Here is a 20,377-nt window from a genome sequence, read left to right on the forward strand (position 1 = left end):
AGGTTATTATTCTTCTTTTTTCGATATCATTGTCACCGATGAGGGATTTTATTTAGGGGAAACAGCTGTCAGTCGCCGAGAAGCTAATGATGAATTAGCCAAACCGAGGTGGCGAAAATTTTATTTTGACCCTACAGATTCAAACTATGTTCATAGTAGTGTGGGTGATAAAAAATCCCCCACGCCTGATCTCAAAACCCCCTCACGACAAACCCGGTTTGACTGCAGCGCCCCTTCTATTTACCCCATATCACAGGCAGAAAAACAATGAGCAAAACTTATCCAACCCGTTTACTAAAACCTAAAGAGTGTCTTGATGGCAGTCAAGAATGGCACTCTATCACTCATGCTGCCAATATTGGCGGAGAAATTCACGCCAAGGTCCATCTACCTGGGATTATTATTTTTGTTCATGGGGTGAACTCAGAAGGGGAGTGGTATGAAGATGCTGAACGAGAACTTTGTGCTGGACTTAATGAAAGATTGAATCTTATAGGCACAGCTTATGAATTGGAAAGCAATAAATATTATCAACCCAAATTTATCTTAGATGAAAAAAATTATGATAATAGCCACTATATTTATGAAGAGCCTATTCGAACCTTAACCGAGTTGGGTCATTCCCCGGTGATCCGTTTTTACTGGGGATATCGCGCAACAGATGACGATTTAGGTCAGTATTGTGTTCCATTAAAAAATAAAGCAGGAGAAAGCTATCACCGCTTAGTCAGTGAGATATTGGAGCCCGAATACAGCCATAAAGATGAAAGATATTGGACTCCCGAAGATATAAAAAAATACAATATTGTACAAGAATACCATTCCCTGCCTTACCGTAAAAAACGCCTCTTTATTAATGAAAAAATTAAACATAAAGGCCCTTTTTTCTGGGGGGGCGGACCGTTTCAAAATGGCTGTAATAATTTAGTCAGTTTATGGAGTGAGTATGGCTTTAGCAATCTCGCGATGTTATGGACGGTGATCCCAATGCCTATTCCTTATAATGTACAGGCCTTTAACCCTGAATCAGACCGACTATTAACAAAATCCCCCCCTCGCCGCTATTATGCCCATGCCGTAAAACGCTTAGCTAATTTAGTCAAAAAAATACGTGATAACAATCCTTATGATACGGTGACGGTTATTTCACACAGCCAAGGTACCATGATAGCGTTGGCAGCGGCGGCACTTGAGGCGCCTGATAGCCTCTTTGTTCTAAACTCTCCCTATGCTACCGAAGATAAATTCTTAAATAGCTACTCTTATGTTTACAATGAAAATATTGATCAAGCCCAGCGTGAAGCCACACTAGAAGCGATCATTGATAAGATTGCAAAAAACAAAAATAGATTAAAATCATCCCCCTGTAGTTATTCAGGATTAGTGGTGGGACTCAGTGACGATGAAAAAAGCTGGACCCCTGATGTCGTCATCTATAAAGGAGAAAAACTGGATGTGAGTGATAAAAGAAATATTGAAAAAAATAGGGAAAACAATAAGGAAAAATTAGCTAGAGGTGAAATGATTAAGGAAAGAGATAATCATGGGCAATTTTATATTTATTGTAACCCACATGACCGTGTAATGGGTTCATCACCTTTACAAAGTATTGGTTGGTGTCCACTTCCTAATATCACTCAAAAAGGACAAACCACGCATCATCCTCTGTTCAATCTAGAACAACCGCCTTATATCAGAATGTTAGCGCGTAATACACCCTGTGGTGGAAAGCCTAATCCACACACAATATTTACCAATGAATATGGCCAATTTAGTGACGGGAATATTTTTTGGGACAGCAATACTAAAACGTTAGATGGCTTAGCCTGGCCAGCTCCTTCTGCTAATATTTCATTAAATATTAATGCCCCTGAAGTACCCAATCCGATTGCCGCAGAAGAATTAGCAACGTTTGATGAAGATTTTGCGGTAAAAGATAAAAAACCAGAAACTGATACCAATACTAATAATATGGTTACAGACATCAATACGGATACGCAGAAAAAGGGGATCCCTTTAGGTGAAGGTTATGGACAAATTATTTATGATGATGAATTAGATATCTATAGCCCCAAAGATGCAGAATATTATTTCTATAAAGATCTCTATTCCTATGAGCATCGTATTTGGGTAGAGTTAACCCCTGCAGAAAGAAAAATACTCCGAGGTAATGTATTGCTAGACCCACAAGATAGAAATGCCACCAAGAAATATGAAACCGTAGAAGAGATGAAAACTCGTATTCGTGAATATAATCAACGCCCTACTGACCATGGTACATTACCAAGAAATTCACCGTTTCTACGGCGTGTCGTCACCTATGACTTACCGATAGGGTATTGTGAAATAGGCAGAAGCCCAGAGAAAATGAATGAATTAAGAAAATACGCAGATTGGTTAAGTGGTCTAGATATCTATATGGAAAAAGGTGAATTAGATTTACCAAAAATGCCAGATATCATCGAAAATCCGTTAAAGAAAAAATAATAATAAATGTCCAATATTCTAAATCTTAAAAATAAGAAGCCCGCTTGAATTTATTCAAACGGGCTTCTTCTCTTATCAACACTATTTGATTACATTAAAGCGGATCCACTTTTAAACAAGAGACTGCGTGGCGGAAGCTGCCTTCTAATAAAGGACGTGTTTTTGCACATTCTTCATCAGCCATCGGACAACGTGTACGGAAGATACAACCTGATGGTGGATTAATCGGTGAAGGTAATTCTCCTTCTAATAAATCAATGTGCTTATTACGCTCTTTATCGGGATCAGGAATAGGCACTGCTGACATCAACGCTTTAGTATAAGGATGTAGTGGATGATGATAAACTTCATCATAGGTTCCTAACTCTACCGCATGCCCTAAATACATCACCAAGACACGATCTGAAATATGTTTTACCACTGCCAGATCATGCGCAATAAAGATCAAAGATAATCCCATCTCTTTTTGAATATCTTTCAGCAAGTTAACCACTTGAGCCTGAATTGATACGTCTAATGCTGAAACAGGTTCATCACAAATCACTAATTTTGGTTCTAAAATTAACGCACGTGCAATACCAATACGCTGACATTGCCCACCAGAGAATTCATGAGGATAACGGTTGATTAAATTTGGCAATAATCCGACTCGCATCATCATTGCTTTGACTTTTTCAACCACTTGCGCCTGTTTCATTTTAGGATGATAGGTTTTTAATGGTTCAGCAATGATATCGCCAATCGTCATTCTTGGGTTTAAGGAAGCCAGCGGATCTTGGAATATCATCTGGATATCTTGACGAATATCTCGCCATTGCTTATTCCCCATTCCCAGTAAATCATTACCTAACCATGAGACAGTTCCACCAGAGGCTTTGACTAAACCAATAATGGCACGCGCAAACGTCGATTTACCACAACCAGATTCACCAACAACACCAAGGGTTTCACCTTCATATAAACGCAGAGTGACACCATCAACGGCTTTGAGGCTTTTTTTCGCTTTCCAAAACCACTGTTTATTATCTTGAACATCGAAATAAACCTTTAAGTCATTCACTTCAAGAATAACTTTTCTATCTTGTAATGTGACTTGCGTCATACCAATTCCTCCACCGCTTTAAAGCAGGCACGTAACCGCCCTTGTGCAAATTGCGTTAATTCAGGCTCACTCGTCAAGCATTGCTCTGTTGCATACTGACAGCGTGGTTGGAATGGGCAACCTTTTGGTAAACGCAATAAGTTAGGTGGATTACCCGGAATGGTCGCTAGTCGCTCATCTTCACCGTCTAAACGCGGAACGGCTTGTAGCAATCCGATAGAATAAGGGTGTGATGGTTGATAGAAAATATCACGCGCATTCCCATATTCCATAGTACGCCCTGCATACATTACCAATACTTTATCGCAAATCCCTGCTACAACCCCTAAGTCATGGGTGATCATAATAATTGCGGTGTTTAAATCATTTTTGAGCTCATTTAACAGTGTCATGATTTGTGCTTGAACTGTCACATCAAGTGCAGTTGTCGGCTCATCAGCAATTAATAGTTTAGGCTTACACAGTAATGCCATTGCAATCATCACACGTTGACGCATCCCACCTGAAAATTCATGAGGGTACATACTCATTCGTTTATGTGCTTCAGGCATTTTTACGGCATCTAACATACGAACTGATTCCGCATATGCATCATTTTTACTCATGCCTTTATGTAGCATTAAGACTTCAATAAGCTGTGCGCCGACTTTCATATAGGGATTTAATGAAGTCATTGGATCTTGGAATATCATGGATATTTCTTCAGCGCGCATTTTATTTAATTCGCTTTGGCGAAGATTTAAGATCTCACGGCCATTAAAATTGGCACTACCCGCTGTACGACCATTTTTCGCTAATAATCCCATCAATGCGAAAGCTGTTTGCGATTTACCTGAACCCGATTCACCAACAATACCTAAGGTTTCACCTGCTGATAATTCAAAATTCAGTTTATTAACTGCGGTAACGTCACCATCTGCAGTACCAAAAGTGACGCTGAGATCTTTAACGCTTAATAACGACTTGTTTGTTGTATTTGTCATTTTGTTCTCCTTAACGATCTTTCGGATCTAATGCGTCACGTAAGCCATCACCGATAAAGTTAAAGCAAAACAGTGTGACAACTAAGAACGAAGCCGGGAAAAGTAATAACCAAGGAGAAACTTCCATTGAGTTTGCGCCATCGCTTAATAGTGCGCCCCAACTGCTTAACGGTTCTTGTGTTCCCAATCCTAAGAAGCTTAAGAAGGATTCAAATAAAATCATGCTAGGCACTAATAAAGAGGCATAAACCACAACGACACCAAGCACATTCGGTACAATATGCCTTAACACGATATTGCGTGATGAAACACCGCACACTAATGCTGCTTCAATAAACTCTTTGCGTTTTAGACTTAAGGTTTGTCCCCTTACAATACGTGCCATATCCAACCAAGAGACCATACCGATCGCAACAAAAATCAGTAGGATATTTTGACCAAAAAATGTCACCAGTAAGATAACAAAGAACATAAATGGGAATGAATTTAAGATTTCAAGTAAACGCATCATAATTGAGTCAACGCGCCCACCAATATACCCCGCCATTGCGCCATAAAGTGTTCCCACAATGACCGCAACAAAGGCAGCCGCAATACCGACCATTAAAGAGATACGACCACCAATCGCAACCCGTACTAATAAGTCACGTCCTGATGAGTCAGTGCCAAAATAGTGAGAAGAGGCAAAGTCAGGTGCCATCGACATCATTTCCCAATCCGTATCGTCATAAACAAATGGCGATAGCATTGGGGCAAAAATAACAAATAATAAAATAAAGAAAAGTAACACAAGACTCGTGATCGCAGCTTTATTGTGCATAAAACGACGACGAGCATCTTGCCATAAACTACGACCTTCAATATCTAGCTGCTCCGAGAAATTCCCCAGAGCTTCGCTGTTTTCCTTCAGTGATAACATAACGCGCTCCAGTGTCTATTAATAACGAATTTTCGGATCAATAACGGCATATAAAATATCGACAATTGCATTAAAGAAAATCGTTAATGCACCTACGATAATGGTTAAGCTTAATACCAATGAGTAATCTCGATTTAAAGCACCATTAACGAAAAGTTGTCCAATACCCGGCAATCCAAAGATGGTTTCAATCACCATTGAGCCCGTAATAATACCGACGAATGCAGGCCCCATATAAGAGATAACAGGTAGCAACGCGGGTTTTAAAGCATGACGCAGTACAATTCTTTTCATCGGCAAGCCTTTCGCTTTTGCCGTTCTGATAAAGTTTGAGTGCAATACTTCAATCATTGAACTACGAGTAATACGCGAGATGCTGGCAATGTAAGAAAGTGATAATGCAATCATTGGCAACAACATATATTGCACCGCGCCACCATTCCAACCACCTGCTGGTAACCACCTTAAGGTAATAGCGAAAATAAGCACTAACAGTGGTGCGACAACAAAACTTGGTATTACAACCCCCGTCATGGCAAAAGTCATGACGGTATAATCCCATTTGGTGTTTTGATTCAGTGCGGCTATCACGCCTGCCCCCACACCTAAAATTACGGCAAAAATAAATGCCGACAGCCCTAATTTAGCTGAAACAGGGAATGCTTTACCGACTAAGGTGTTTACACTGTAGTCTTTATATTTAAAAGAAGGCCCTAAATCCCCTTTCGATAACTGAATTAAATAATCGAAATATTGCTTATAAATGGGATCGTTTAAATGGTATTTCGCTTCAATATTTGCCATTACCTCAGGCGGGAGTTTTCTTTCACCCGTAAAAGGGCTACCCGGCGCTAAGCGCATCATAAAGAACGAAATCGTTATTAGAATAAATAGAGTCGGTATCGCTTCCAAAAAGCGACGAAAAATAAATTTGAGCATTGCCCGTTCCTATAACACAAACCTATTCAGGCGTGACGATAAAAAGACCTTGCCTTAAAAAGGCAAGGCCTCGCCCGATTACTTAGCAATAATGTACAAGTCTTTAGTATGTAAATTATCTAATGGATCTTTACCTGAATAACCACCGACATAAGGTTTCACTAAGCGGGTGTTTACATAGTAGTAAAGTGGAACGATAGCCGAATCTTTATCTAATACACCTTCAGCTTTTTGATAAATAGCAGCACGTTCGTCATCAGATTTCACTCGTAAAGACTCTTTAATCAATGCGTCAAATTCTGTGTTTTTATAGTGAACAGTATTGTTACTGCTGTAAGACAGCATCATGTTCAGGAATGAAGAAGGTTCGTTATAATCTGCACACCAACCGGCACGAGCAACATCATAAGTTCCTTGGTGACGCGTATCTAAGAATGTTTTCCACTCTTGGTTTTCAAGAGAAACTTCGGCACCTAAGTTTTTCTTCCAAATTGAAGAAGCGGCGATCGCGACTTTTTTATGTAAGTCGGATGTATTGTATAAAAGCTTAAATTTTAGTGGATTTGCTTTGTTATAGCCTGCCTCTTCTAATAATTGGCGTGCTTTTTCATTACGCTGTTCTTGTGTCCAAGTCGCAAACCACTCTGGTTTGTTCTCTTTAATACCATCAGTAAATGGAGGGGTAAAGCCGTAAGCTGGGATATCACCTTGGTTTTTCACTTTATAAGTGATGATATCTCTATCCATTGACAGTTTCAGAGCTTCGCGGACACGAGGATCGTTAAACGGCGCTTTATCATTATTAATTTCATAATAATAAGTGCATAAATATGGACTTATACGCAATTCATCTGGGATCTCTTTTTTTAGTTTTTGGAAAAGTTCGATAGGTAAATTGCTATATGTCATGTCGATTTCACCCGCACGATAGCGGTTTACGTCGGTGACTTCTGATGAGATAGGTAAGAATGTGACTTTATCAATAACGGTACTTTTGTTATCCCAATAGGTTGGGCTACGCTCTAAAACAATGCGTTCGTTGACTGTCCAATCTTTTAAATTATAAGCGCCGTTGCCGACGAAATTAGCAGGCTGAGTCCATTTTTCGCCAAATTTTTCAATCACTTTTTGGTTAACTGGCGACATGGAGGAGTGAGCTAATAATTTTGGTAAATAAGGTACAGCTTCTGATAATGTCACTTCTAATGTATTGTTATCTAATGCCTTAACACCTAATTCAGTGGCTTTTTTCTTACCTGCAATAATATCGTCAATATTCACGATATGTGCATATTGCAGATAGCTCTCATAAGGAGATGCCGTATTAGGATCCGCTAAACGTTGCCAACTATAAACAAAATCTTGTGCTGTAACAGGTTCACCATTTGACCATTTAGCGCCTTCACGAATTTTAAATGTCCAAACGGTAAAATCTTTATTTTCCCAGCTAGTTGCAGAGCCTGGCAAAATTTCGCCATCTGGGCCAACAATGGTAACGCCTTCGAAAAGATCACGCGCTAATGCAGATTCAGGTACACCTTCAATTTTATGAGGATCAAGCGATTGTGGTTCAGAGCCATTATTACGTACAAGCACTTGTTTTTCAGCTAATTTTACCCCGTCAGGAACAACAGCAGCGTTAGCTGTTAGCGCTGACAGTCCAAAGATTGCGCTTATTGCAATCGCCAACGCACTCTTTTTAGTTAAATTACTCATCTTATAAAATACTCCCAATTAGTGAGTTGGTTGTTAGACAACCATTCTGTGATGTTCAGTTGTGTTTTAGAACGGTTTACACAACTTATTGTTTTTACAAAAAATAAATCAATCTTACTTAATGGCTATCAATGCTTAATTACCTGATAGCATTATAATTTTTTTATGCCGTTGTCTTTTTTGTGTAGTTTTTTTTATTTTTTACTACTGTTAAAGTCACTTTTAATTATTTAAATCGTACATAACTATAGAATACGGATAATTTACCAGTTTTAGTTATCTACCTTTATAAAATAGCGCTTTAAGTCCGTATAATCAAAGGGGTCTTTACCTGTAAATCCGCCCACTTTTGGACTGACTAATCTAACACTGACGCGATAATAAACAGGTACTATAGCAGAATCCTTATCTAGCAAGGCTTCAGCGCGTTGATAGAGTTGATGACGAGCACCATTATCGAATGCAAGTAGTGCATTATTTAATGTGTCGTCATAGGCTTTATTTTCATAAAAGACCGTATTTAGGCTACTTTTAGAAAGAAATGAGTTTAAAAATGAAGTTGGTTCATTGTAATCTGCACACCATGTTGCTCTTGCAACTTGGTAATTACCCTGATTACGATTTTCTAGCGCCGTTTTCCATTCTTGATTTTGTAACGTCACATTGGCGCCAATACTTTTCTTCCACATTGATGCGGCTGCAATAGCTTGCTGTTTATTTTGATCTGATGTGTTGTAAAGCAATGTGAAAGTCAGCGGATTTTTACTATCAAATCCAGCCTCTTTTAATAACTCTCGCGCCCTTTCATTACGTTGTTGTTGTGTCCAATATGCCCATTTAGGTGGCTTAAAATTACCATTACCAATAAAAGATGGTGTAAAAGAGTAAGCAGGGATTTGCCCTTGCCCCATTATTTTTTCAGCAATGACTTCTCTATCAAGAGTAAGTTTTACCGCTTCTCGAACTCGCGGATCATCAAAAGGCGCTTTTTTATTATTAAGTTCATAATAAAAGGTACATAGATAAGGCGTAACGTGTAAATTATCAGGCTGTTCTTGCTTCATTTTTTTATAAAGAACTGGAGGAATAGCGCTGTTGGTAATATCAATTTCACCACTACGATAACGGTTTATATCACTGGTTTCTGAGCTAATTGGCAAAAATGTGGCTTGCTCAATAATGGTATTTTTATTATCCCAATAAAGTGAGTTTCGCGTTAAAGTTACCTTTTCATTCACAACCCAATTATCAATGATATAAGCCCCATTACCGACAAAGTTTTCTGGGCGAGTCCAATTAACACCGTATTTTTCAACAATCTCTTTTTTAACCGGTTTTAATGATGTATGACTGACCATATCAACCAAGTAAGGAATTGGTTTGGTTAAATTGACTTGCAAAGTGTGAGGATCTATCGCTTTCACACCTAATGTTTCGGGGGATTTTTTGCCACTAAGAATATCTGCAACATTTTCAACATAAGCATATTCGAGATAACTGGCATAAGGTGAACCGGTTTTAGGATCTACCAATCGACGCCAACTATAAACAAAATCATCGGCTGTTACTGGTGTACCATCACTCCACTTGGCATCTTCTCGCAAATAGAATGTCCACACCTTATTATCATCAGTTTCCCAACGCTGCGCAACGCCCGGCATACTCTCGCCATTAGGCCCCACATAAGTCAGACCTTCTAATAAATTCAAAATAATATTACCTTCAGGCGCACCTTCCACTTTATGGGGATCAAGTGACGATACCTCGGTACCATTATTAATAACAATATGTTGTTGTTTTGCCAGAATAGTACCTTCAGGGGGAGTCACTGCATGAGAAAAAAAGGAGGTTAAGGCAAGTGATATAATACCTGCCGGAAACATCATCGTTAACACAGCTTTATTTTTCATGGGTACCTCTCCTAATAAACAGTAATTTATAGCGGGGTCGCTCAATTAACGATTTACATCGCTGTTAAATTTTGATTGTAATAATGACTATTTTTAAACATTTTAAGATCTAGACAAGATAGAAAGTGGTAACAACACGCTTCTTTTTTACACTTATCGTAAATTTTGTCAATTAATGCGGTATTCTTATCACTTAACTTTATTTAGCCCTCAAAGGTTCTATCTTAGAAAAATAAAAAACAAATATCACAAGAGGCAAAACAACAAATAAACATTTAATTAACATCACGCAAGTTTTATAGATAGAAAACCTACGTAGCTCACAGAATTAATATAATCAGGAAGGGTTTTATCCAACTTACAGAACTTTGTGATGCTTTATCATTAAAGAGTTTCTGTTTAAAATTAATTAAAAATAGCGATAAATTGAGCTTTAGATTGAATAATAATTCCAATCTAAAAATCACCATAGATTATTAAATATTCACTTTTATTATTTATTTTTAAATTTTAATCTAATTGTTTAATTGAAATGAAATAAAAAAATATTTTCATTTATATTTCTATGTATTAGATAAAAAAACCTCTTTAATATACATATTGAATATTAAAGAGGTTTTTAATTTTATAACGGCAACTTCAAATTTTTTCAGCTATTTAGCCGATTTTGATTGAAACCATTGTAGTTTATCATTCAGCTTGACGACTTCTCCCACAATAATCAGCGCTGGGCTTTCCATTGTTTCTGCCATCTGTGCTAGTTGATGTAATTGACCAACAATCACTTTTTGTGTTTTTAACGTCCCTTTTTCGATAACAGCGACGGGCATCGTCGCACACATGTTTTGACTGAGTAACATTTGCTGAATGTAATGAGCTTTACTCAATCCCATGTAAAAAACCAATGTTTGATTCTCTTGCGCAATACATTGCCACTGCGCTTCATTTAACCCTTTACCATGTCCTGTAATAAAACGGACGCTTTGCGCATAATCTCGATGCGTTAAAGGGATACCCGCATAAGTTGTACAGCCTGATGCTGCCGTAATACCGGGGATCACTGAAAATGGAATATCATGTTCAATCAAGGCTTCTAATTCTTCACTCCCTCGACCAAAAATAAAGGGATCACCCCCTTTTAATCTCACCACTCGTTTTCCCGCCATGGCTTCTGTGATTAAAATTTGATTGATTTCATTTTGAGGAACACAGTGAAAACCGGCTTGCTTACCGACATAAATGCGCTGTGCATCTCTACGAACGAGAGCCATAACCTCATCGGACACGAGTCTATCGTAAACCACCACATCAGCTTGCTGACACTGCTGTAAACCTTTTATCGTCATTAGCCCTGCTTCACCCGGCCCTGCGCCGACTAAAACAACACTGCCTTGAAATGACTTATTTTCAGATAATAGTGCACTAATACGTTGCTGAATACCGTCATTTCTTTGTGCTTCTATTTCAACTTGTAATGGTTTATCTGCGAAAAATTGCTCCCAGAAATAACGTCTGTCATTCATCGATGAAAAACGCTGTTTTATTTGATCGCGTAACTTTCCGGCAAGTTGTGCTAACGCACCAAGATAATTAGGGAGAAGTTGCTCAATTTTTTCGCGCAAAATGCGAGCTAATACAGGTGCTTTTCCGCCCGATGAAATCGCCACCACAATTGGAGAACGATCTATGACAGACGGCATAATAAAGCTGGCTTGCTCTGGTGAATCAACCACATTACAAAATATCTGTTTTTCTGTTGCTGCTTGAAAAACCTGTTGATTCACTTGCTCGCTATCCGTCGCCGCAATAACAAGCCATTTATCAGACAGATAATCAGTCGTAAATAACCCTGTAACACAGTTTAGTTTTTGCTCGGCGTGCCATTGCATAAACTGTCCTGTAAACGAAGGGGCGATGACAGAAAGATCAGCGCCTGCCTCCATAAGCAATCTGGCTTTACGTTCAGCAATCTCACCGCCTCCCACTAATAAACAAGGTTTATCTTTAAGCTGACAGAATATTGGAAAATAATCCATATTCACTCCTCTATTTATTGAGATGATCTGTTACGGCTGCGTACGCTAACGGTATTACCTTCAACCTTGACATCAAAATGTGTGATCGAGAAATTCTTATCTTCAAGGCAAAAACCATCCGTTAAACGAAAATGCTGTTTTTTTAGCGGACTAACGATATACAACTCATTTTCATGTTCAGCAATTAATCCTCGAGATAGAACACTAGAATGTGCGAAGGGATCAATATTACTTAACGCATATAAACGCGCATCAGAATAAGGGCGAAAAATGGCAACGTGATCTTGTTCCACCAGCGCACAAACACCCGTTCCCGGTGTAATATCATCTAATTGGCAAACCGCTATCCATTGGCTCATGATTGCGCCTCCTCAGTGACCAATTTGATATCAATTCGTTCCTGTAAACGTGCGGGACGGTGTTGAAATCGTTCTTTTACCATTTGCACTGTCGGATCAGGCATTGGATTATTAATAAAGTGGGCAAAACGTTTTAATGCTTTTGGAGAATCAACTGTTTCTTTCCATTCACAAGCGACTCGTTCTTGTAAGGCTTTCAATTCTTTTTCTAACTGTGTATTTAAGCCTAATTTGTCGTGAATAATGACATCACGTAAATATTCAATCCCCCCTTCTAAATTATCTAACCATACTGAGGTTCGTTGCAGCTTATCTGCGGTACGGATATAAAACATCATAAAGCGGTCGATATAATGTACTAAGGTTTCTTCATCAAGATCAGAGGCAAAGAGATCCCCATGACGAGGCTTCATGCCACCATTTCCGCCAAAATAGAGGTTCCAGCCTTTATCGGTGGCGATAATACCGACATCTTTTCCTTGTGCTTCAGAACATTCACGGGTACAACCTGATACACCAAATTTCATCTTATGAGGCGTTCTAATACCTTTATAACGATGCTCTAACGCAACCCCCAAACCAACACTGTCACCCACACCAAAACGACACCAACTATTACCTACACACGTTTTTACCATACGCAATGCTTTCGCGTAGGCATGGCCTGTTTCAAAACCTGCTGCAATTAATTTTTCCCAAATAGCAGGTAAATCTTGTTTATGCGCACCGAACATTGCCATTCGTTGCGAGCCAGTAATTTTGGTATACAAATTGTATTCTTGAGCGATTTGCCCAATAGCGATAATACCTGCAGGTGTAATTTCACCACCAGGAGAGCGTGGAATAATGGAATAAGTCCCATCTTTTTGCATATTTGCAAGGAAATTGTCGTTAGTATCTTGTAGAGAAACTAAATCATCACGCAAGATATACTCATTCCAACATGAGGCAAGCAATGAACCCACGGTAGGTTTACACACTTCACAGCCATAACCTTGGCCATGTTTTTTCAGCAGCTCATCAAAACTTTTGAGCCCTTCTACACGAATAAGATGATAAAGCTCTTGGCGAGAATAGTGGAAATGCTCACAAAGGTGGTGATTAACCTCAATACCTTGTTTGGCTAATTCTGCATTTAAGACTTGAGTCACAAGAGGAATACAACCACCACACCCTGTACCTGCTTTAGTTTCAGCTTTAATGGCAGCTACTGTATGACAACCTCGTTCAATTGCTTGAATAATGTCGCCTTTGGTAACATCAAAACAAGAGCAAATTTGCGCTGTTTCAGGTAAGGAATCAACTCCGATTGCAGGCTTACTTCCTGCATGTGCAGGTAAAATTAAGGTATCAGGGTGCTCTGGTAATTCAATAGTATTGAGTGATAACTGTAGAAGATTACCATAATCTTCGGTATCCCCTACTAATACAGCCCCTAATAGGTATTTATTATCTTCGCTAACAATCAAGCGTTTATAAATTTCTTTGCTTTCATCCAGATAAATATAACTACGACACCCTGCTTGATGTCCATGAGCATCACCAATACCGCCTACATCGACACCGAGAAGTTTTAATTTTGCACTTAAATCAGCCCCTTGAAAGACAGAGTGATGGCCTAATAAGTTATCAACAGCAACTTGTGCCATTTTGTAACCCGGAGCCACTAAGCCGAAGGTTTTATTTTGCCAAGAAGCACATTCACCAATAGCATAAATATCAGGATCTGTTGTTTGGCAATAATCATTGATAACAATACCGCCTCTTGGTGCAATGTCTAAGTCACATTGACGAGCTAATTTATCTTTCGGGCGAATACCTGTAGAGAACACAATAAAGTCAACTTCAAGAGAAGTACCATCTGCAAATTGCAGTGTTTTTCGAGCACTTTCCCCAGTTGATAATATTTCTTGTGTATTTTTAGAGGTATGCACTTTCACCCCCATACGCTCTATTTTTCGCTTAAGTTGCTCACCACCTAATGTATCGAGTTGCTCTGCCATTAAGGTCGGTGCAAATTCAATAACATGAGTTTCAATACCTAAACTTTTTAGCGCACCTGCAGCTTCTAACCCTAAAAGTCCACCACCAATTACCGCGCCTTTACGACTAATACGCGCGCAAGATTCGATAGCGTTTAAATCTTCAATGGTTCGATAAACAAAACAATCCGGTGAGTTATTTCCCTTAATTGGCGGGATCCACGGATAAGAGCCTGTTGCCATGACTAACTTATCGTAACTAACACAACGCCCTGTATTGGTATGCACCACTTTTTCTTCACGATTAATGGTTATCACTCGTTCACCAACTAATACTTCTATTTGGTGTTTTTCATAATATCCTTGCTTGACTAAGGAGAGCTCTTCAGCGGTGTGATGGGAGAAATAAGAGGAGAGATGGACTCTATCATATGCAACGCGAGGTTCTTCACAAAAGACGACAATATTAAATTCTTCATTGCCACCTTTATCAATCAATTCTTCGATATAACGGTGCCCCACCATACCGTTACCGATGATTGCCAGTGTTTTCTTGCTCATTTTTGCCTCAAATTTAAAGATTTCTAAGGCTAAAATACGAAACTACTCATAAGAAATATTGATGAATATCAAATACAGCTTAATCAATTCAGCTACTACAACTTAATAGTCAATAAGTTACTACTAAAGGAGTATTTTATTCTCGTCTTCTTGCGGTTAATTATTCTTCTACCATAATTAATCTTGGCTTCTTATAACCAAGTGTTATATGTAAGTGTAATTAAAACTTTGCGCATCGGTCACGTTTTGCCTAAGTTAATTTCACAAAGTAATAACTAATAAGTTATTGACATAACGACTTTAGCTACACCGTTTCAGGGAGCGTCTCATGAAAGCAAAATTATTATCATTATTCGTTGTGGGTGCCCTTTCCGTACCGGCATTTGCAGCCACACCCGCCAATACTTTAATTGTGGTACAAGGGCTTGATGATATTGTCAGCCTAGATCCAGCTGAAAGTAATGAACTGTCTAGTATTCAAACCGTTCCTAGCTTGTATCAGCGTATTGTTCAACCTAATCGCGATAACCCCGAAATTAATGAGCCGATTTTAGTTGAAAGTTGGCAAGCCAACCCTGAACAAAAATCTATCGTATTTAAAATTAAACCTGATGCAAAATTTGCGTCAGGTAATTCAGTTCGCCCTGAAGATATTATTTTCTCTTATCAGCGTGCGATCACCATGAATAAATCACCTGCTTTTATTCTAAATGTCTTAGGTTGGAAAACCGATAACATCAATTCATTACTGAAAAAAGTCAGTGATAATGAATTAGAAGTGCGCTGGATCGCCGATGTTAGCCCCGATGTGGTGCTGAATATTCTTTCAACGCCTATTGCTTCTATTGTTGATGAAAAGCTTGTTTCTGCTCACGTTAAAAATAATGATTTTGGTAATAATTGGCTGAAAATGAACTCCGCAGGAAGTGGTGCATATAAAATGCGTGCTTATCAACCACGCCAAGCGATTGTATTAGAAGCCAACCCACTCTCACCAACTGGTGCGCCTAAAATGGCGAATATCATTATTAAAAACGTACCTGATCCAGCATCGCGTCGTTTACTGATTGAGAAAGGCGATGCAGATATCGCACGTGAATTGGGTACTGACCAAACCGCAGCACTGGCCGGCAAAGCCGGTATTCAAATTTTAGATATTCCTTCCGCAGAACAAGTTTATATGGCTTTTAATACCGCCAGCGGAAACCCTGCTCTGAGTAACCCCGCATTTTGGGAAGCATCTCGTTATTTAGTTGACTACAAAGGTATTACAGAAGATTTAATGCGTGGTCAGTATTTTATTCACCAAAGCTTTTTGCCGGTGGGTTTACCGGGTGCATTAAAAAATAACCCATTCACCTTTGATCCCGAAAAAGCGAAGGCAATTTTAGCCAAAGCAGGCATTACCAATGTTCGCTTTACATTAGATGTTGAGAACAAAGTACCTTACATTACGGTGGCGCAATCCATTCAGGCAAGCTTTGCTCAAGCAGGTGTACAAGTCGACTTATTACCAGCGGCAGGTAGCCAAGTGTATAGCCGTGTGCGCGCTAAACAACACCAAGCCGCTATTCGCTTCTGGATCCCTGACTATTTTGATGCTCATTCAAATGCGAGTGCCTTTGCTTATAACGATGGACAATCCAATACTGTTGCTTGGTTAAATGGTTGGAAAATTCCTGAACTAAGTCAACAAACATTGGCTGCACTGAATGAAGCAAACAAGACAAAACGTCAATCGCTCTATACTGAAATGCAAAAAGAGTTACAACGTAGTTCACCTTATGTCTTTATCGATCAAGGTAAAAACCAAATCGTCATGCGCGATAATATTAAAGGTTATGCTCAAGGTCTAAATGCAGATATGGTTTATTATGACAAAGTAACTAAGTAATATTTTTCCCTGAAACCATCCACAGTCATGTTATTGTGGATGGCCTGTTTTTTGCCATTTTACTAGGCTATTGCTGTATGAATACTGCTATGACGTTACCTATTCGTCTAAAAGATCAGTTAATTACTTTTGCTCAAGGTATATTGACATTAGTACTTACGCTTTTTGGGCTTCTTGTGATTACTTTCACGCTTTCTGCACTTTCTCCTGTTGATCCTGTTCTGCAAATTGTCGGTGATCATGCAAGCCTCGAAACTTATAACCAAGCCAAACATGAATTGGGGCTGGATTTACCTCTCTATATGCAGTTTTTTCACTATGTAGAAGCGTTATTACAAGGGCATTTAGGTACAGCGACATCAACGGGCCAACCCGTTCTTGATGATTTATTATCGACTTTCCCCGCCACTCTAGAGTTAGCAACGGTTGCATTGATTATTGGTGCCAGTTTGGGCATTTTATTTGGCGTATTATGTGCTCGTTTTGTCGGTACACCACTCGATTTTGTTTTACGCGTTTTGACGCTATTAGGTAGCTCTGTACCTATTTTCTGGCTAGGTTTAATTTTGTTATTAATTTTCTATGCCACACTGCAATGGACTGCGGGACCAGGGCGATTAGACGATATCTATCAATTTACGATTGAGCCTGTAACAGGCTTTGCATTAATCGATACCTTATTAGCAGGTGACAAAGACGCCTTCTTAAATGCATTGTCGCATCTTATTTTACCTGTCTCTTTATTAGCCTATTTTGCCTTAGCCTCGATTACTCGCTTAACACGATCGGCTTGTTTAAATGAAATGAATAAAGAATATGTCACCTTAGCAAGAGCAAAAGGTATTGGTGAGTTGCGTATTCTTTTTTATCACGTATTACCCAATATTCGTGGTGTATTAATGACCATTATCGCTCTGTCTTACACAGGTATGTTAGAAGGTGCGGTATTAACAGAAACGGTTTTTTCTTGGCCGGGAATTGGTCGATATCTTACAACCGCACTTTTTGCGGGTGATACCACTGCCATTATGGGCGGTACTTTAATTATCGGTTTATGCTTTGTCTTTATTAACAATATGACCGATATCGTTATTCGTTTGACTGATCCGAGGCTCCGCTAATGTCATCTTCATTTTTAAGAAAAATAGCGCGCTCGCCTTCCGCATTTATCGGTTTATCGTTGCTTATTTTACTGTTAATTATTGCTATTTTTGCACCTTGGTTATCCCCTTATGATCCAAATTGGCAACATGCTGCCCAACGCTTATTAGCACCCAATGCTGAACACTGGTTAGGTACAGATAATTATGGGCGAGATATCCTTTCTCGTATTATCTACGGCACTCGCCCAATGCTAGGTTTAGTAGGATTAGTGGCTCTTATCACCTTACCATTAGGTTTGTTGATCGGGATTTTATCGGGCTATTACGGTGGATGGACTGAACGTATTTTAATGCGATTCACTGATGTTGTGATGTCAATGCCTTCATTGATCCTAGCTTTTGCCTTTGTCGCAATGTTAGGTCCGGGTCTTATTAATGGAGCATTAGCACTGGCTTTAACTGCATGGCCTGCTTATGCACGACAATCTCGCAGTGAAATTCAACATTTGCGCAATAGTGATTACCTTGCTGCAGCTGAAATGATGGGTATTAAAGGTGTTCGACTTTTGTGGGGACACATTTTACCTCTATGTTTACCGTCAGCTATTGTACGTTTAGCCCTTAACTTGGCGATCATTATTCTTGCGGCAGCAGGTCTGGGTTTTCTTGGATTAGGTGCTCGTCCCCCTATGGCTGAATGGGGAGCTATGATAGCAGAAGGTATGCCCGTTATTTTTGATCAATGGTGGGTAGCCGCTATTCCGGGTACGGCAATTCTGATCAGTAGTCTCGCCTTTAATTTATTAGGTGATGGGCTTCGGGATATATTGGGAGATACCCATGAATAAAACACCTCTAATTGAAGTGAAAAAACTCTGTATTGATTATCCAACGGCAAGAGTGGTTAATAATGTTTCTTTTACTTTAGGGCAAGAGCGTTTGGCTATGGTGGGCGAATCTGGCTCCGGTAAATCAATGACAGCCCGCGCATTAATGGGACTTGTGCGTCAACCAGGAAAAGTTAGCGCAGAGCAGCTCAATTTAATGGGAAATAATCTATTGAATTTTTCATCGCGCCAATGGAATAACACCCGAGGCAATACCATCTCAATGGTATTGCAAGATCCCCGCTACGCATTAAATCCTGTAAAAACGATCTATCAACAAGTGGAAGAAACGGTAAAACGTCATCAAACGCTTTCACGCCAAGATCGGCGTCAATTGATTATCGAAATGCTGTTATCTGTTGGCTTTCCTGAGCAGAGTATTTACCACTATCCCGGTGAATTATCAGGAGGAATGGGACAACGGGCAATGATTGCTATCGCACTAATTAATAACCCAACAATTTTAATTGCCGATGAGCCAACATCAGCACTTGATGCCCAATTACGCCATCAAATTCTTGAACTGATCACCACCCAATGCGAGCAACGTAAGATGGGCTTACTACTCATTAGTCATGATTTGCCTCTCGTTGCTGAATACTGCGAACGTGTAATGGTGATGTACCAAGGCGAACAAGTGGATGAACTCAATGCGAAAGCATTACCGACAGCCACACATCCTTATACGCGTACACTTTGGACATGTAGACCTAATGCAAGCACTTATGGCACGCAATTGCCGGTATTAGATAGGACGCTTAATTTCAAGGGGCTACATCATGCTAATTAATATTCATGATTTACACGTTCAATTTGAGCAAGGCAAACAAGCAAAGCATGTTGTAAAAGGGATCAACTTACATGTCCAACAAGGTGAAACCTTTAGCTTAATAGGTCGTTCTGGTTGTGGAAAATCAACTGTTTTACGTGTCATTGCAGGATTATTGCCCCATTGGCAAGGTAACATGTCACTTTTAGGGCAAACCATTAAACCACAACAACGTTTTCAAGGCGCATTGCGTCGTAATGTACAGATGGTATTTCAAGATCCCTATGCCTCTTTACACCCCCAACACCGTATTGAGCGTGCTTTTTCTGAGCCTTTGAAAATTCATCAAATTCCTTTTGATAACAGCACAATTGCACAGGCATTAGCTCAAGTCGGCTTATCTGCGGATGTGGCAAGTCGTTATCCTCACCAACTCTCTGGTGGACAACGTCAACGAGTTGCCATTGCAAGAGCCCTTTTACTACAACCTCAATTATTATTATTAGATGAGCCAACTTCAGCATTGGATATGTCAGTACAAGCCGAGATCTTAAATCTGCTTAATACTCTAAAAAAACAGCATAATATGACTTATTTATTAGTGAGTCATGATGCTGATGTGATTGCTCACATGTCTGATAGAGCCGCATTAATGGAAAATGGCGAATTGACCCAACACTATGATAGAGATGCGTTATCGAAAGGAATTCATCGTCTTGATTAACATGAA

At 39.4% G+C, this 20,377-nt stretch carries 16 protein-coding genes; 7 read left to right on the forward strand and 9 right to left on the reverse strand.

The features are described 5' to 3' along the window. Window positions 1-271 (forward strand): hypothetical protein (locus JEP40_RS19145; RefSeq protein ID WP_232799321.1); only part of this gene is annotated, 271 nt, incomplete at its 5' end. Next, the gene (locus JEP40_RS15340; RefSeq protein WP_198624235.1) at window positions 268-2,487 is read left to right on the forward strand and encodes a hypothetical protein; all 2,220 of its coding nucleotides are present in this window, start codon (window positions 268-270) and stop codon (window positions 2,485-2,487) included. The genes JEP40_RS19145 and JEP40_RS15340, both read left to right, overlap by 4 nt. Before the next feature lie 94 nt (window positions 2,488-2,581). On the opposite strand, the gene oppF is transcribed toward JEP40_RS15340, so the two are convergent. The 9 genes from oppF to nirB all read right to left on the reverse strand — a co-directional run bounded on the left by oppF (window position 2,582) and on the right by nirB (window position 14,994). Then, window positions 2,582-3,589 (reverse strand): murein tripeptide/oligopeptide ABC transporter ATP binding protein OppF, encoded by a 1,008-nt coding sequence (oppF, locus tag JEP40_RS15345; protein ID WP_198624236.1) that lies wholly within the window; start codon window positions 3,587-3,589, stop codon window positions 2,582-2,584. Then, a complete protein-coding gene (locus JEP40_RS15350; protein ID WP_198624237.1) occupies window positions 3,586-4,572 on the reverse strand; it encodes an ABC transporter ATP-binding protein in 987 nt (328 codons plus the stop codon). Before JEP40_RS15350 ends, oppF begins: the two co-directional genes overlap by 4 nt. A gap of 10 nt (window positions 4,573-4,582) precedes the next feature. After that, complete coding sequence (gene oppC, locus JEP40_RS15355; RefSeq protein ID WP_006536448.1) at window positions 4,583-5,491, reverse strand: oligopeptide ABC transporter permease OppC; 909 nt, start codon at window positions 5,489-5,491, stop codon at window positions 4,583-4,585. Between the two features lie 18 nt (window positions 5,492-5,509). Next, window positions 5,510-6,430 carry an oligopeptide ABC transporter permease OppB gene (gene oppB / locus JEP40_RS15360; protein ID WP_023581988.1) on the reverse strand — a complete coding sequence of 307 codons (921 nt, stop codon included), beginning with the start codon at window positions 6,428-6,430 and terminating at the stop codon, window positions 5,510-5,512. Between the two features lie 78 nt (window positions 6,431-6,508). Next, the gene (oppA, locus tag JEP40_RS15365; RefSeq protein WP_198624238.1) at window positions 6,509-8,146 is read right to left on the reverse strand and encodes an oligopeptide ABC transporter substrate-binding protein OppA; all 1,638 of its coding nucleotides are present in this window, start codon (window positions 8,144-8,146) and stop codon (window positions 6,509-6,511) included. Window positions 8,147-8,418: 272 nt separating this feature from the next. After that, window positions 8,419-10,056 (reverse strand): ABC transporter substrate-binding protein, encoded by a 1,638-nt coding sequence (locus JEP40_RS15370; RefSeq protein WP_198624239.1) that lies wholly within the window; start codon window positions 10,054-10,056, stop codon window positions 8,419-8,421. A gap of 653 nt (window positions 10,057-10,709) precedes the next feature. Beyond that, entirely contained in the window at window positions 10,710-12,092 is a 1,383-nt protein-coding gene (gene cysG, locus JEP40_RS15375; RefSeq protein WP_198624240.1) for a siroheme synthase CysG, read from the reverse strand. 14 nt (window positions 12,093-12,106) lie between these two features. After that, window positions 12,107-12,451 (reverse strand): nitrite reductase small subunit NirD, encoded by a 345-nt coding sequence (gene nirD, locus JEP40_RS15380; RefSeq protein ID WP_198624241.1) that lies wholly within the window; start codon window positions 12,449-12,451, stop codon window positions 12,107-12,109. Beyond that, a complete protein-coding gene (gene nirB, locus JEP40_RS15385) occupies window positions 12,448-14,994 on the reverse strand; it encodes a nitrite reductase large subunit NirB (protein WP_198624242.1) in 2,547 nt (848 codons plus the stop codon). Before nirB ends, nirD begins: the two co-directional genes overlap by 4 nt. A gap of 328 nt (window positions 14,995-15,322) precedes the next feature. On the opposite strand from nirB, the gene JEP40_RS15390 reads away from it, so the two are divergent. The 5 genes from JEP40_RS15390 (at window position 15,323) to JEP40_RS15410 (ending at window position 20,371) form a co-directional block, all read left to right on the forward strand. Then, entirely contained in the window at window positions 15,323-16,888 is a 1,566-nt protein-coding gene (locus JEP40_RS15390) for an ABC transporter substrate-binding protein (protein ID WP_198624243.1), read from the forward strand. Between the two features lie 77 nt (window positions 16,889-16,965). Beyond that, complete coding sequence (locus JEP40_RS15395) at window positions 16,966-18,009, forward strand: ABC transporter permease (RefSeq protein WP_198624244.1); 1,044 nt, start codon at window positions 16,966-16,968, stop codon at window positions 18,007-18,009. After that, on the forward strand, window positions 18,009-18,839 hold the full coding sequence (locus tag JEP40_RS15400; RefSeq protein ID WP_198624246.1) for an ABC transporter permease: 831 nt from the start codon (window positions 18,009-18,011) through the stop codon (window positions 18,837-18,839). The genes JEP40_RS15395 and JEP40_RS15400 overlap by 1 nt, the downstream gene beginning before the upstream one ends. Further along, window positions 18,832-19,668, forward strand: a complete 837-nt coding sequence (locus tag JEP40_RS15405) for an ABC transporter ATP-binding protein (protein ID WP_198624248.1) — start codon at window positions 18,832-18,834, stop codon at window positions 19,666-19,668. The genes JEP40_RS15400 and JEP40_RS15405 overlap by 8 nt, the downstream gene beginning before the upstream one ends. Beyond that, entirely contained in the window at window positions 19,655-20,371 is a 717-nt protein-coding gene (locus JEP40_RS15410; protein WP_420094344.1) for an ABC transporter ATP-binding protein, read from the forward strand. Before JEP40_RS15405 ends, JEP40_RS15410 begins: the two co-directional genes overlap by 14 nt. The last annotated feature ends 6 nt before the right edge of the window (window positions 20,372-20,377 follow it).

This window comes from Proteus vulgaris (assembly GCF_016239305.1).
In the GTDB taxonomy this organism is placed as follows: Bacteria; Pseudomonadota; Gammaproteobacteria; order Enterobacterales; family Enterobacteriaceae; genus Proteus; species Proteus vulgaris_C.

Excerpts from the sequence above, each read along its gene's own strand:
- oppF (WP_198624236.1), bottom strand. The coding sequence starts at position 3,589 with ATGACGCAAGTCACATTACAAGATAGAAAAGTTATTCTTGAAGTGAAT.
- oppA (WP_198624238.1), bottom strand. The coding sequence starts at position 8,146 with ATGAGTAATTTAACTAAAAAGAGTGCGTTGGCGATTGCAATAAGCGCA.
- oppC (WP_006536448.1), bottom strand. The coding sequence starts at position 5,491 with ATGTTATCACTGAAGGAAAACAGCGAAGCTCTGGGGAATTTCTCGGAG.
- JEP40_RS15350 (WP_198624237.1), bottom strand. The coding sequence starts at position 4,572 with ATGACAAATACAACAAACAAGTCGTTATTAAGCGTTAAAGATCTCAGC.
- JEP40_RS15370 (WP_198624239.1), bottom strand. The coding sequence starts at position 10,056 with ATGAAAAATAAAGCTGTGTTAACGATGATGTTTCCGGCAGGTATTATA.
- JEP40_RS15340 (WP_198624235.1), top strand. The coding sequence starts at position 268 with ATGAGCAAAACTTATCCAACCCGTTTACTAAAACCTAAAGAGTGTCTT.
- JEP40_RS15405 (WP_198624248.1), top strand. The coding sequence starts at position 18,832 with ATGAATAAAACACCTCTAATTGAAGTGAAAAAACTCTGTATTGATTAT.
- cysG (WP_198624240.1), bottom strand. The coding sequence starts at position 12,092 with ATGGATTATTTTCCAATATTCTGTCAGCTTAAAGATAAACCTTGTTTA.
- nirB (WP_198624242.1), bottom strand. The coding sequence starts at position 14,994 with ATGAGCAAGAAAACACTGGCAATCATCGGTAACGGTATGGTGGGGCAC.
- oppB (WP_023581988.1), bottom strand. The coding sequence starts at position 6,430 with ATGCTCAAATTTATTTTTCGTCGCTTTTTGGAAGCGATACCGACTCTA.
- JEP40_RS15390 (WP_198624243.1), top strand. The coding sequence starts at position 15,323 with ATGAAAGCAAAATTATTATCATTATTCGTTGTGGGTGCCCTTTCCGTA.
- nirD (WP_198624241.1), bottom strand. The coding sequence starts at position 12,451 with ATGAGCCAATGGATAGCGGTTTGCCAATTAGATGATATTACACCGGGA.
- JEP40_RS15395 (WP_198624244.1), top strand. The coding sequence starts at position 16,966 with ATGAATACTGCTATGACGTTACCTATTCGTCTAAAAGATCAGTTAATT.
- JEP40_RS15400 (WP_198624246.1), top strand. The coding sequence starts at position 18,009 with ATGTCATCTTCATTTTTAAGAAAAATAGCGCGCTCGCCTTCCGCATTT.